The sequence below is a fragment of the Rugamonas sp. DEMB1 genome, assembly GCF_029834475.1.
GTDB classification, from domain to species: domain Bacteria; phylum Pseudomonadota; class Gammaproteobacteria; order Burkholderiales; family Burkholderiaceae_D; genus Rugamonas; species Rugamonas rubra.
The window spans coordinates 5,587,367-5,600,286 of record NZ_CP122407.1 but is presented as its reverse complement, the minus strand read 5'-3'; the positions used below and the strand labels follow the sequence as shown (position 1 = coordinate 5,600,286).

Annotated in this window: 13 protein-coding genes; 5 read left to right on the top strand and 8 right to left on the bottom strand. The window is 69.4% G+C overall.

Annotated elements, in window-relative coordinates:
* Nucleotides 1–10: 10 nt before the first annotated feature.
* From QC826_RS25830 to QC826_RS31385, 3 genes are all read right to left on the bottom strand, one after another.
* On the bottom strand, nucleotides 11–778 hold the full coding sequence (locus tag QC826_RS25830; RefSeq protein WP_279763038.1) for an NF038120 family PEP-CTERM protein: 768 nt from the start codon (nucleotides 776–778) through the stop codon (nucleotides 11–13).
* Nucleotides 779–1,455: 677 nt separating this feature from the next.
* On the bottom strand, nucleotides 1,456–1,854 hold the full coding sequence (locus QC826_RS25825; protein ID WP_279763037.1) for a hypothetical protein: 399 nt from the start codon (nucleotides 1,852–1,854) through the stop codon (nucleotides 1,456–1,458).
* Nucleotides 1,855–2,483: 629 nt separating this feature from the next.
* Nucleotides 2,484–4,397 carry a hypothetical protein gene (locus QC826_RS31385; protein ID WP_313872807.1) on the bottom strand — a complete coding sequence of 638 codons (1,914 nt, stop codon included), beginning with the start codon at nucleotides 4,395–4,397 and terminating at the stop codon, nucleotides 2,484–2,486.
* 146 nt (nucleotides 4,398–4,543) lie between these two features.
* Here QC826_RS31385 and QC826_RS25815 point away from each other — a divergent pair, with 146 nt between their 5' ends.
* Together QC826_RS25815 and QC826_RS25810 are read left to right on the top strand one after the other, a co-directional pair.
* Nucleotides 4,544–5,482: a glycosyltransferase gene (locus tag QC826_RS25815; protein ID WP_279763035.1), complete on the top strand. Its 939-nt coding sequence runs from the start codon at nucleotides 4,544–4,546 to the stop codon at nucleotides 5,480–5,482.
* A 31-nt stretch (nucleotides 5,483–5,513) separates the two neighbouring features.
* A complete protein-coding gene (locus QC826_RS25810; protein WP_279763034.1) occupies nucleotides 5,514–7,367 on the top strand; it encodes a glycosyltransferase 87 family protein in 1,854 nt (617 codons plus the stop codon).
* Between the two features lie 67 nt (nucleotides 7,368–7,434).
* Here QC826_RS25810 and QC826_RS25805 read toward each other — a convergent pair whose 3' ends face one another.
* Nucleotides 7,435–8,148, bottom strand: coding sequence for a PEP-CTERM sorting domain-containing protein (locus tag QC826_RS25805; RefSeq protein WP_279763033.1), 714 nt, complete (start codon nucleotides 8,146–8,148; stop codon nucleotides 7,435–7,437).
* Between the two features lie 298 nt (nucleotides 8,149–8,446).
* Here QC826_RS25805 and QC826_RS25800 point away from each other — a divergent pair, with 298 nt between their 5' ends.
* On the top strand, nucleotides 8,447–8,983 hold the full coding sequence (locus tag QC826_RS25800; protein WP_279763032.1) for a DUF2058 domain-containing protein: 537 nt from the start codon (nucleotides 8,447–8,449) through the stop codon (nucleotides 8,981–8,983).
* 106 nt (nucleotides 8,984–9,089) lie between these two features.
* On the opposite strand, the gene gstA is transcribed toward QC826_RS25800, so the two are convergent.
* A complete protein-coding gene (gene gstA, locus QC826_RS25795; RefSeq protein ID WP_279763031.1) occupies nucleotides 9,090–9,719 on the bottom strand; it encodes a glutathione transferase GstA in 630 nt (209 codons plus the stop codon).
* Nucleotides 9,720–9,876: 157 nt separating this feature from the next.
* Between gstA and QC826_RS25790 the strand changes: the two genes are divergently transcribed.
* Nucleotides 9,877–10,203, top strand: coding sequence for a helix-turn-helix domain-containing protein (locus QC826_RS25790; protein ID WP_279763030.1), 327 nt, complete (start codon nucleotides 9,877–9,879; stop codon nucleotides 10,201–10,203).
* A 118-nt stretch (nucleotides 10,204–10,321) separates the two neighbouring features.
* Here the strand turns inward: QC826_RS25790 and QC826_RS25785 are convergent, their stop codons facing one another.
* The 3 genes from QC826_RS25785 to QC826_RS25775 all read right to left on the bottom strand — a co-directional run bounded on the left by QC826_RS25785 (nucleotide 10,322) and on the right by QC826_RS25775 (nucleotide 11,999).
* Nucleotides 10,322–11,137 carry a mechanosensitive ion channel family protein gene (locus tag QC826_RS25785; RefSeq protein WP_279763029.1) on the bottom strand — a complete coding sequence of 272 codons (816 nt, stop codon included), beginning with the start codon at nucleotides 11,135–11,137 and terminating at the stop codon, nucleotides 10,322–10,324.
* 194 nt (nucleotides 11,138–11,331) lie between these two features.
* On the bottom strand, nucleotides 11,332–11,748 hold the full coding sequence (locus tag QC826_RS25780; RefSeq protein WP_279763028.1) for a type II toxin-antitoxin system VapC family toxin: 417 nt from the start codon (nucleotides 11,746–11,748) through the stop codon (nucleotides 11,332–11,334).
* Nucleotides 11,745–11,999, bottom strand: a complete 255-nt coding sequence (locus tag QC826_RS25775) for a FitA-like ribbon-helix-helix domain-containing protein (protein WP_279763027.1) — start codon at nucleotides 11,997–11,999, stop codon at nucleotides 11,745–11,747. Before QC826_RS25775 ends, QC826_RS25780 begins: the two co-directional genes overlap by 4 nt.
* 478 nt (nucleotides 12,000–12,477) lie before the next feature.
* On the opposite strand from QC826_RS25775, the gene QC826_RS25770 reads away from it, so the two are divergent.
* Nucleotides 12,478–12,903 (top strand): SRPBCC family protein, encoded by a 426-nt coding sequence (locus QC826_RS25770; RefSeq protein WP_279763026.1) that lies wholly within the window; start codon nucleotides 12,478–12,480, stop codon nucleotides 12,901–12,903.
* Nucleotides 12,904–12,920: the final 17 nt, after the last annotated feature.

Below are 12,920 nucleotides of genomic sequence, written 5' to 3'. Positions count from 1 at the left end.
CGGTCGGTGCTTAGCGTGCTTGGCGGGCGCGGCGGCGGGTGACGGCGCCGATGGCGGCCAGGCCCAGGGCCAGCATGGCCCAGCTGCCCGGTTCGGGCACGGCGCTGACGTTGACGTTGTCCAGCGAAAACTGGGCCAGGTTGTCGGTCGGCGCGCAGGCGTTGCCGCTGCCGGTGTAGACGCAGGAGCCGATGGTCAGCGAGTCGAAGGCGGTCTGGGCGAAGACGCCGCTGTTGACGAGGAAGTTGCTGAAGTAGAAACGGTTGTCGGCGCGCTGGCCCGGCAGTTCATAGCTGGTGCTCAGCGCGACGCCATGCGACATGCCGGTCAGCGTGATGCGGCCGAAGGAGACGCCGGGGCTCGATTGCGGCAGGGGCGCGGTGAAGGCGGCGTCGAAGCTGTTGAGCTTGAAGGCCAGGCCGTCGACGCGGGCGAAATTGAGCATGCCGTCGTTGATGGCGAGATAGTAGTGGCTGTTGTTGCCGAGCGGGCAGTCGAGGGCGCAGGTGCCGTCCATTTGCGCCACGCCTACGCCGCCGTCGCCGCCGTAGGGGTCGACCGCCGTCATCTTGTAGCCCGATTCGATAAAGCTCTCGCCGGCGGCCAGGCCGCCGAGCAGGTCGGGCGATTCAAACGCGATGGTGGTCGTGTTGGCGGCTTGGGCCGCTGGCAACGACGCCAACACGGCCAGACCGATCAGCGAGCCGGTCAGAACCTGTTTGAACTTGGCGGCGCCATTGGCACGAACCCCTTGCTGCGAATACTGGTGCGACGTCATACGATCTCTCCTTGTGATTTGAATGTTCCCGGGCTTGTTCTGGTGTTGTCCCGGTCTGCTGGGGGCGGCGTGGCGGTCGACGTTGATCGGCCGGCATGCCGCCCGCTTCCCGGCGCCGAATGGGCGGCAGGAATGCCCAGTCCGCTGCTGACTGGATCTTGGGAAACTATATCGAAATGTCATGGAAATTGTTAGAAATTTTGATAATATTTAATTCAGAAAACACAATATTACGGCGTGTAATATTTGTTTTCCTCTGGGATAAGGTGATGGATATGGCATCCCGGCCGGTTTAGTGACTTGTCTCTAGCAAGCGGAAATGTTGAAAAAGTGATGTGAAAATGCGACAACATCGACGCCGGAAAATGGAAAATCCGCCGATGCCGGACGTGGAGGGGCCGGCCGGCGCGGCGGCGCCGTGCTTAAAACGGCTGAATTGAATGGCGTTGTCTTGGCCGACGCTTTGCCGCGCCGCCGCTTGGCGGTGCCGGCGTGCCGCCGGCTTCCGGCAGGGGCCGATTGAAGGCGGAGGTGGTCGAGGCGCCGCGGGCGCAGGGAAGGGAAACGGGCGCGCCGGCGGCGCGCCCGCCAAGAGGGCGGCGGGTGGTATGCGGCGGCCTTTGTTGCTGGCGGCGCGGCGGCCTACTTGCTGTCGCGTCCGCCGATGCCGGGCGGGTTCAGCACGCAGCGCCCGGCGCGGCAGCCGGCGCCGGGGCCTGCACCGCCATGCAGTTCGACAGCAGGCCGGCCTGCTCGTCCTCCAGCTTGCTTTGCGCGGCGTGGCGCGCCGCCAGCGCGCGCAGGCGGGCGCCGTCGTCGTGCTTGCTCGACCAGGCCAGGTAGCGCGCCGGCCCGCCGCAGGCCTTGCTGCCGATGGCGATGCTGTGGCAGTGCTGCGGGCCGTCGCAGGCGGCGTCCGCCGTCTCGGCCTGGATCTGTTGCCACAGCGCGGCGGCGTCGGGCGCGGCGGCGTCCGGCGCCATGGCCGGCGGCGTGCCGGCGCAGGCGGCGCCGGCCAGCGCCAGCAGGGCGGCGCACAGCAGGCGCGGCAGGGAGGGGGGGGCGGCGGTTTTCATGGCCCCATGATGGCCCAGCGCCACCGGCTTGGCAAGCGCCCCGCCTTGGCGCGCCGCCTTGGCGCCCCGCCTGGTCGCCCAGCCGCAGGCGCCGCGTCCGCGGCGTGTGGCAACCGGGCGCGGCGATCTGGGGCGCCGGGGCCGTGTGCCGATTGACGCCGCCGCACGGCCGGCGTACATTGGACGGCGGGCCGATCCCGGCAGTGCCCGAGGAGATTGCATGAGTTACCGTCCGCCAGCCAGTCCCGCCACCACCGCCTTTCCCGCCGCCGCCAGCGCCGCCACGGCGGCGCGGCGCGCGCCATGAGCCGGCCGCGCCTGGTGGTTTTCGGCACCAGCAACATCGTCTCCGACCTGTTCGACTGCGCGCTGGCCAACGGCTTCGACATCGGCCGCGTCGTGCTGCACCACGCCGAGCAGGTGGGCGAGCGCGACCGTTCGCTGGCCGAGCGGCTGGCGGCGCTGGCGCCGTTCGGCCAGACGCCGCGGGTCGACCATGTCGACCGCTTCGTGCCCGGCGCCGACGAGCTGTACCTGCTCGGCCCGACCACGCCCACCCGCGCCGAGCTGGCCGCGCTGGTGGCGGCGCGCTGGGCGCTGCCGTTCGCCACGCTGGTCCACCCCAGCGCCTACGTGTCGCCGCTGGCGGCGCTGGCGGCCGGCGTCTTCGTCGGCGCCAACAGCGTGCTCGGCCCCGGCGTGCGGCTGGGCGAGCACGTCTTCGTCAACCGCGGCGTGACGGTCGGCCACGACACCGTGGTCGGCGCCTTTTCGCGCCTGCAGCCGGGCAGCAACCTGGGCGGCCTGTCGACGCTGGGGCGCGGCGTCACCGTGGCGATCGGCGCCACCGTGCTCGAACGCCTGCGCGTCGGCGACGGCGCCTTCATCGGCGCCGGCTCGGTGGTCACCGCCGACGTCGCCGCCGACACGCTGGCGCTCGGCGTGCCGGCCCGCGTCAGGAAGCTGCCGGCGCCGTGAGCGCGGCGCGGCGCGCCTGGTAGCGCCGGCGCGCCAGCTCGGCCGCCGCCAGCAGCGCCGGCCCGGCCCGCTCCAGGTCCATGTCCCGCTCGAAGCGCAGGCGCAGCGCGGCGCCGTCGCGCGCGCGCAGCGCGGCGTCGTCCAGGTAGGCGTCGAGGCGGGCGAAGTAGTCGTCCAGGTCGGCCGCCGCCAGCGCGCCGAGCTTGGCGCCGCCGTCGCTGCCGCCCAGCGCCAACACCGGCAGGCGCCTGGGCCATCGCCTCGGCCACGCTGAAGCCGCCGCCCATGCGCGGCGGGTTGAGGAACAGCGCGCAGGCGGGCAGGATGTCGGCCACGCCGGCCTGTTGCGGCAGCAGGCGCAGCTGGCCGGCCGGCGCGCCGGCCAGCGCCGCCGGTAGCGCGCCGCTGCCGCCCACCAGCAGCCACACCAGCTCGGCGCGGCGCGCCAGCAGCGCCGCCATGCGCGCCGCCCACGGCCCGGCGATCTCCTCGCCCAGCCGCGCGCCCACCGTCACCAGCGCCAACTGGCCCGGCGCCAGCCCCAGCGCCTCGCGCGGGCGCGCCGGCGCCGGCCGGTAGCGCAGGCGGTAGGGATAGTGCAGGCCCCAGGCCGGCGGCAGCGCCGCGCCCCACACGGCGGCGCCGGCGCCCTCGCCGCAGTGCTCGGCGGCGGCGCTGAGCCAGACGTCGACCGGCGCCATCGGCGGCGTCGAGTGCAGGCACAGGCCGAGCACGGGGCGCGCCGCGTACAGCGGCGCCAGCAGCGGCGACTGCAGGCCGACGAACAGCACCAGGTCGGGGTCGAAGGGGCCGATCAGGGCCAGCATCGCGCGCCAGCGCTCCGGCAGCGAGAAGGTCGGGTCGCTCATGGAGGCCGACACGCCGGCCGGCAGCGCCGCGCCCAGCCAGGCCAGGTCGGGCGGCATGCCGACCAGCTGGCCGGGGTGGCCCAGATAGTGTCCCTGTTCGAGCTGCAACTGGTCCTGCGGGGCGAACAGCCGCACCTGCAGGCCGGCCCGCCGCAGCAGCGCGGCGTGCTCGAGCGCCAGCACGGTGGGGGTGTGGCCGGCGCCGGCCAGGAACGGCGTCACCAGCGCCACCCGGGCGACGCGCTCGACGGCGCGCGGCGCCAGCGGCGCGGCCGTTTGCGCGACCAGCTCGCGGCCCATCAAGGCCACCAGCTCGGGCGCGCGGGCCTGGCGCAGGCGGGCGACGAAGCCGGTCCGGTCGATGCCGTCGCGCAGCGCGTCGCCCCACTCGTAGGCGACAAAGGCGTGCAGGCGCTCGACGTCGAGCGGGGTGATCGACAGCGCCAGCGCGGCGGCCCGTTCGATGTGGCCGCGCTCGCCGCTCAGGCGCGCCAGCAGCGTGGCCTGCAGGAAGCCGGCGGCGCCGTCGAAGGATTGCCGCGCCAACCGCGCCAGCACGGCCTGGCGCGCCGGCGCCGCCGCGCACTGATCGAAGCGCGCGAACAGCTGCTGCCAGCGGCGGCCGTCGGCCGGGTTGGCCAGCGTCCTGGCCAGGGCGTCTTGCAGCAGCAGTAGCTCGCGGTCGGCTTGGTTCATGGTCGCTGGGGCGGGGGGCGGGGACTCCATCTTAGCGCGGCAGGGCCGCCGCGGCGAGGGAAATACCGTGCCGGGCGCCGCCGCGGCGTGTGGTCTTGTTGCCCGAAAAGAACTATAATCGCCGATTGCCCTTCCGCCCCGTTCCCATGACCGATCCCCAGCGTCCGCGCATCGCCGTCCTCGTGCCCTGCTACAACGAGGCGACCACCATCGCGGCGATCGTGCGCGATTTCCGCGCCTGCCTGCCGCAGGCCCGCGTGTATGTGTTCGACAACAACTCGAGCGACGACACGGCGGCCATCGCCCGCGCCGCCGGCGCCGTGGTGCGCCACGTCGCGGCCCAGGGCAAGGGCAGCGTGGTGCGCCGCATGTTCGCCGACGTCGAGGCCGACGCCTATGTGATGGTCGACGGCGACGACACCTACGACGCCGCCGCCGCGCCGCAGATGGTCGCGCGGCTGCTGGCCGAGTGCCTCGACATGCTCGTCGGCAACCGCGTCGCCGTCCAGCAGGAGTCCTACCGCTTCGGCCACCGCCTCGGCAACGGCCTGCTGACCGGCGCCGTCGCGGCCTTGTTCGGCCGCACCTTCAGCGACATCCTGTCGGGCTACCGGGTGTTCTCGCGGCGCTACGTCAAGTCCTTCGCCGCCCACTCGACCGGTTTCGAGATCGAGACCGAGCTGACCGTCCACGCCCTCGAGCTGCGCATGCCGGTGGCCGAGATCGCCACCGTCTACAAGGCCAGGCCGGCCGGCTCGTTCAGCAAGCTCAACACCTACCGCGACGGCCTGCGCATCCTCGGCACCATCGCCCGCCTGTTCAAGTCGGAAAAGCCGCTGGCCTGCTATTCGATCGGCGCGGCCGGCTGCGCCCTGCTGTCGGGGGCGCTGGCGCTGCCGCTGCTGCGCACCTGGCTGGCCAGCGGCCTGGTGCCGCGCCTGCCGACGGCCGTGCTGTGCGCCGCCGTCATGTTGTTGGGCATGATCCTGCTGACCTGCGGCATCATCCTCGACGCCGTCACCAAGGGCCGCATCGAGCAGAAGCGCTTCGCCTACCTGGCCGTGCCGGCCGCCGCCGCCGACTGAGGCCGCCACCACTTTGACCCGGAATTCCCCCATGACCTCGACCATAAGCAAGCTGGAGGCCTGGTTCGGCCGCCGCAGCGCCTGCCTGACCCATCCGCGCGCGGCGCGCCGCGCCGCGCTGCTGGCGCCGCTGCTGTTCGGCCTGGTGTCCCTGCTGCTCGGCCAGGACGACGGCTGGGACATGCGCAACTACCACCTGTACAACCCCTACGCCTGGTTCAACGACAGCCTCGCCGTCGACATCTCGCCGGCCGGTTTCCAGAGCTACTTCAACCCGCTGGTCGATGTGCCCTACTACGTGCTGACGGCGCTGTTGCCGGGGCCGCTGGTGGGCTTCCTGTTCGGCGCGCTGCACGGCCTGAACTTCGTGCTGCTGCTGGCCATCGCCCGCCTGTTGCTGCCGCCCGGCGCCGTCCGCCCGGCGCTGCTGCTGGCGCTGGCCGGCGCGCTGGGCGCCGGCTTCCTCGCCGAGCTGGGCAACTCGATGGGCGACAACCTGACCTCGCTGCTGGTGCTGGCCTCCCTCCACCTGTTGCTGCGCCGCTGGCCGAGCCTGCTGCGCTGGGGCGCCGGCGCCGCGCTGACGCTGGGCCTGGCCGGCCTGGCGATGGGCCTGGGCGTCGGCCTCAAGCTGACCAACGCCGGCTTCGCCGCCGCGCTGTGCCTGGCCCTGTTCGCCGTGCCGCTGCCGTTCTGGCAGCGCCTGCGGCTGGCCTTCGGCTTCGGCCTGGCCGTGCTGGCCGGCATGGCCGCCAGCACCGGCTTCTGGTTCTACAAGATGTGGACCCTGTTCGGCAACCCGCTGTTCCCCCAATTTAACAACATCTTCCGCAGCCCGCTGGCCTGGGTGGTGGGCGTGATCGACCTCGGCCACCTGCCGAAAAGCGCCGCCGAGGCCCTGCTGTGGCCCTTCGTCTTCAGCGCCGACATGGCGCGGGTGGCCGAGGTGCCGCTGCGCCAGTGGATCTGGCCGCTGGCCTACTGCGTGCTGGCCGCCTGGCTGCTGTTGGCGCTGTGGCGCCGCGCCGCGCCGGCCGGCCGCGCCGCGCCGGCCGCCGCCACGCCGCTCGACGCCCGCGGCCGCTTCACGCTGTTGTTCTTCGTGCTGTCCTATCTGATCTGGATGGGCCTGTTCAGCATCTACCGCTACCTGGTGCCGATCGAACTGCTGGCGCCGCTGCTGGTCTGGCTGCTGCTGCATGCCATGCTGGGCGCCGCCACGGCGCGCCGCCTGGGCGGCGCGGCCTTGCTGGCCTGCGCGCTGTACACGCTGCCCTTCGTCACCTGGGGCCATGCCGGCTGGGCCACGCGGAGCTTCCGCGCCGACGCGCCGGCCCTCGCCAAGCCGCAGGACACGGTGGTCTTCCTGACCATGCCGACGCTGGCCTGGCTGCGCCAGTTCTTCCCGCCGCAGACCGCCTTCATCGCCATCGGCAACGGCTTCCCCGAGTCGCCCGCCTATCTGGAGCGCCTGCAGGCCGCCGTGGCCCGCCGCGCCGGTCCGCACTACCTGTTGCTGCCGGTCGCCCGCAACGGCCGCCAGGCCGGCGTCGAGCGCAAGCTCGACCTGGCGCGCCGCCTCGGCCTGACCGCCAGCCCGGCCGACTGCGCGCGCCTGCAGCACATGCTGGGCAAGGTGCGCTTCCAGGTCGACGTGCGCCATCTGCCGGCGGCGGCGGACGGCCAATGGTGCACCCTGGAGTTGCAGGCGCAGTACCGGATCGACCTGGCCGCCAGCGACCGCGCGCTCGACGCCAGCATGCTCGACCAGCTGCACCGCTACGGCCTGGACTTCGCCGCGCCCGGCTGCCGCAGCTATCCGGCCTTCGTCGGCGCCGAACCCTATCCCTACCGCCTGTGCCAGGTCCGCGCGCTGGCGCGCTGAGAGCGCCCCCCGGAAGCGGCGACGCCAACCGTGGCGGTTGGCGTCGTGGTCGGCGGAGGCTCTAGGATCAGGCCGCCTTGCGGCGCCGCGCCAGCGCGCCCACCAGGCCCAGGCCGGCCAGCAGCATGGCGTAGGTGTCGGCCTCCGGCACGGCGCTGACCGTGCCCTGCACGGCGAACGGCAGCTCCACGCTCAGGCCGGAGCCGGTGTCGACGAGCTGCGTGAACGGGTCGCCGTTGCCGGCCTGGGCGGCGTTGCCCTCGCGTCCGTCCGAGGTCGGCGGCTGCCATGGACCCGACACGCCCGAGCCGCTCAGGCTCCAGCGCAGCCAGTAGTGGCCGGCGTCGAGCGTGAAGTCGGCGACGTCGGCGTGGGCGTCGTAGATGCCGCGTTGTTTGTTGTTCAGCGTGGTCTCGGTGACGCGGTAGCCGACCCGTCCGCCGTTGCTCACCGCCGTCACGCCGGAGGCCACCACGCTGCCGCTGTTGACGTCGCCGGAGACGATGCTCCAGGTGGCGTTCTGGAAGGTGAAGCCGGTCGCGCCGGTTTGGTAGCCGTAGAAGTCGAGACTCGACACGTTCCATTTCACGCCGGCGGCGACGCTGAAGTCGTCGGCCACGGCCAGGCCGGCGCCGCTGTTGTTGCCGAAGCCGAGGGTGGTCGAGGGCAGCACCAGCACCGATTTGCCGTTGCCGTCGACGACGGGGCCGTTGTTGTACAGTTCAGCCGCCTGGGACAGGCCGCTGGCAGCGAGGGCAGCGAGAAGGACGAGTCGTTTCATGGTTACTCCTGGTCGTGGTTGATGGGGTGGAACTGACACGATACTATTTTAATAATAAAAAAATGTACACAAATTTTATCGAATTGGCAATTTTGGTGGCGGCATAACGACAACCCGCGACAACCCGCGACAACCGGCGCCAAGCCGCGCCAAGCCGCGAGCACGTGCGCCGGCGCGCAGGGCGACGGCGGCCGGCGGTGATCGGCGGTCTGCGGCGGCGACATTTTTGCTATGCTAGAGCCTTTCCACCGCCCGGTGCAGCCGCCCGGGCCGGCGGACCCACTACGGAGCAGCACACATGGTTTCCCTACAAGAGCAGTTTTTAAAGGCCGGCCTGGTCGACAAGACCAAGGTCAAACTGGCCAATCAGGACAAGAGCAAGCAGAAGAAGGTCGAGCGCCGCACCGGCACGCAGAGCGTCGACGAGGTGCGCCTGGCGGCGCAGGAGGTGCAGCGCAAGAACGCCGAGCGGGCGCGCGAGCTCAACGCCCAGCGCGACGCCGCCGCCACGCAAAAGGCCATCGTCGCGCAGATCGCCCAGATGGTGCAGCAGAACCGCCAGGGCAAGGGCAACGGCGACATCGCCTACAACTTCACCCACGGCAGCAAGATCGAGCGGATCTACGTCTCGGCCGCCGTGCAGGCCCACCTGGTGGCGGGCCGGCTGGTGATCGTCTGCCTGGCCGGCGTGTTCGAGCTGGTGCCGCGCGTGATCGCCGACAAGATCGCCGAGCGCGACGCTGCGCTGGTGGTGCGCGTCAACAAGGCCAGCGCCGAGGTCGACGCCGACGACCCGTACGCCGCCTTCCAGATCCCCGACGATTTGATGTGGTGATGTGGTGATGTGGTGATGCGGTGATGCGGTGATGCGGTGGGGCCGCGCGCCGCAGCCGTCCCGCCGCGAGGCCGGCGGCAAGCTTAGTTAGCGCCGCAGGGCTTGATTACTCAAGCCCTTCGGCTGTCAGCGCCCGCTGGACGGCGGGCCGTTGGCGCACCCGCCGATACCAGGCTTGCAGATTGCCCAGCCCGTCGAAATGGATGTCGGCCTTGAAGGTCGACTTCAGCCAGGCGGCCTGGCCCCAGCCGGTCAGCGCGAACAGGTAGGCGTCGGCGACGCTGAAGCTGTCGCCGAGCAGGAATTGGCGGCCGGCCAGCTGCGCGTCGATCCAGGCGAAGCGCTGTTGCAGCTTCGGCTTGGCCGTCTCGGCGTACTTGCCGGCCAGGCCGGCATAGAGCAGCGGAATGAAACCCTTGTGTATCTCCGAGGTGAGAAAGCTGAGCCACTCCTGCAGGCGGTAGCGCTGCGGCGTGCCGTTGCGCGGCGCCAGGCCGAGTTCCGGCTTCAGGTCGGCCAGGTATTGCAGGATCGCCGGTCCCTCGTGGAAGCGGCTGCCGTCGTCCAGCTCGAGGACGGGGACGTAGCCGAGCGGATTGACGTCGAGGAAGTCGGCACCGTCTTCGGCGCGGTGCGTGCGGTGGTCGACCTTGAGCAGGGTGGCGTCGAGGCCGAGCTCCTTGAGCGCGATATGCGGGGCGAGCGAGCAACTGCCCGGGATGTAATACAGTTTCATGCGGGATCTCCAATGGCTGGGGCGGATGCGCCACCGCCGTCGCGGAGGTGGCGAAGGCTATTCTATATATCTGGGATAAAAATGTAAGAAGGCAGTAGTTTGTCGTGTAGGTACAAAAAATATACCTGCATGCGCCATCTGCTATGCTGTGCGCACGATGAAAAACAATGTGACCGGATGTTCCGTGGAAGAGGCGATGCGCCTGCTGGGGGGGCGCTGGCGCCTGCTGTTGGTGTCCTACCTGGTCGACGGGCCGAAGCGCTTCAACGAGCTGCGCCGCGACGTGCCCGGCATCTCGCAGCGCATGCTGACGCTCGACCTGCGCGCGCTGGAGGACGCCGGCCTGGTCAAGCGCACCGTCTACCCGACCTCGCCCATCAAGGTGGAGTACCAGCTCACCGAGGACGGCGCCCGCTTGCGGCCCGTCGTCGATGTGATGCGGGAGTTCGGCATGTGGCTCAAGCAGAGCGGCAAGGCCAGCTGAGCAGACTCGTCGATCTCTTCGTATGATGAGGCAGTGACTTCACCCGCGCGAACGCCATCTCCAGCTTTACCGCCTTGGCCCGGCAGATAGACCGCAGCCGCAGCCGTGTCCGCCCGACTTAGGCCCGTCTCGGGTACTGGCTGCGGCGGTCGCCCAGCGCGCCGCGCCGCTCGTCGCCGCTGAACTCGCCCTGGTAGGACTGGTCTTGGTTGGCGGCCTCGCCGCCGCCTTGCGGCAGGCGGCCGGCCGGCGCTTGCCGGCGCGCCTGCCAGCGGCGCAGGAGGGCGCCGGCGCTGTCGCGCCCGCCCAGGCCGAACGACAATCCCAGGGCCAGCGCCAGCGCGCCGACGACGCCGACGAAGAAGATGTTCACCAGCGTCGCGGCGACGCCGATCTGGTTGATGGCGACGACGATGGCGAACACCCAGACGGCGTTGCGCGCCACCGCCGCCAGCAGCGGCGGATTCTCCAGCTCGCCCTTGACGGCGGCGTTCTGAACCGCCTGGCCCAGCGCCTTGGCCGCGATGCCGCCGACCATCAAGGCGACCAGCGCGACGATCAAATTGGGCAGCCACATCAGCAGTTGGCGCAGCACCTCGGAGACGGCAGGCAAGCCCAGCGCGTCGAAGGCGACCATCAGCGTGATCAGGCGGACAAACCATTTGACGATCCCCGCTACGACGCCGGAGGTGTTTTGCCTGCCGCCGCTCCGTTGCAGCAGGCCGGCCAGGCCGGCGCGCTCGGCAAAGCCGTCGAAGTGGGCGGCCCGCAACAGCGACGCCAGCGCTTTGGCGATGACTGCGGCGACGATCCAGCCGATGGCCAGGATGACGAGGAATCCGACGATCCTCGGGATGGACGAAAACAGCATGGCGAACGCGTTCGACAGCGAGGCCAGGATGGCATCGCTCCAGTCGGTGAATTGTGCTTGCATGGCAGCCCCTTTGCTTGAGCGCGACGGGTTGGCCGGCCGTTGTTCGGCGTTGTCGCCTTGGCGGCGGCGGTCGCGATGATGGTTCGACCTGCGCCCGCCGCCTGAGTTCCTCGCCGCGCGCGTTTGCGTGTCGCCGGCTTCCCGCTTCAGCATCCGGGCAAGCTGCGGCAGGCAAACGCTTTACTTGAACCGCCTTACGATTGCCACGGATTGATGACGGTGACACCGGCGGCTTGGTAGGGCGCGGTATCGCGCGACGCGACGATGAACCTACGCGAGACCGCAATTGCGGCAATGTAACCATCCGGTGTTGGAAAGCCGCGCCCGGCGACTTTGGCTGCGACGGCCAGGTCGGCATAGTGCCGCGCCGCATCGACGTCAAACGGCAGCACCCGATCCCTAAAAGGCACCATGAGACCGTCGAGGGTCCGCGCCAACGTGTCCTTGCGTTTGCCGGCCGGAAGTGCCCGTATGCCAAACAGCAACTCGGCGAGCGTCACGCTGGACAGATACAGCGTTTCGGCAACTTGCTTGTTCAGCCAAGCCCGCACTGCGGGGTGCGGCTCGGGCTTCATCGCTTCGGAAACGACATTGGTATCGAGAACGATCATTCCAGCCCCATCGGCTCGGCCGGTGTTCTGTCCCTTGTTTGGGTGAGGGACTCGACATCCTCGTTCGTCAGACCGATTTCGCGGCCCAATGCCGCCAAGACGTCACCCATGCGAAGGCGCGCCTCCGGCTTCACCGCATTGGACAGAATGGCGCGAACTTCGGCCTCCGTGCTGTGCCCGTGTTGAGCGGCCCTCGCGCGCAACGCCCGGTGCACCTCGTCGGGCAGGTTGCGTACTGTTAGCATTGCCATAGCGTCACCTCAATAGAATGCATGCGATGCATTCATAGTATTACGGTGAATGCATGCCCGCAAGCCGACGGCAGCGAATGGCGACAGGTATCTGCGCCACAGACGACAGCACCTACGTCGAGTCTAGACTGGCACCGCCTTTGTCTCGCATCACAGCCCAACACGGCCCAGCCAATGCGGCTGCCGTGTGTGGTCTTCCGTCGGCGGGTATTGCTTCGTCACGGCGGAGGAAGTTCTTTGATTTGCGACCGGAAATGCGTCATACTTGGCGCAATATTGCATTAAGAATAATGCGCGCTTGGCGTTCGGGCCTGAATTTCATGACCGCAAAAGAATCGGCCTATCCCGTCTGTTGAGGATGCGCCGTGGCGCCAGAAAAGGCGGCCAAGGGTCAAGCCACTGCGGCTCGAGATGTCGAAGCAGTTGCCGCATGCCTAGAGCGCGTTCAGGTTTTTGTAGACCACACAGGAGCACAAAAATGCAAGTGGAAAGCCGAGTCACGATCTCTGTGCCGCCCGAGAAAATATTCGAGATTTATGCGGATGTCCGCAACTGGAAAACTTGGGACCCAGACACCAAGGAGTCGTCGATTGACGGACCATTCCAGACTGGGAGCAAAGGCAAGATCACGCCGCCGAAAGGAATCACTGTCCCAATGCACTTCGTTTCGGTGGTTCCCAACAAGTCGTTCACTGTCGAGTCGCAGATTCCACTCTTCCGCATGGTGTTCGAGCACGAACTGAACGCCACTGCCACCGGAACCGAAGTCGTCCATAGAGTGACTTTTTCCGGTGCGCTGTCTTTTCTGCTGGGGCGTATCGTCGGCAATCCCTTGCGCACCGGGCTACCCATCACCTTGGCGTCGCTCAAACGACTGGCCGAGAGTGGCAGGGTGGCCGCCTAAGCGGCCGCACGGGCCTG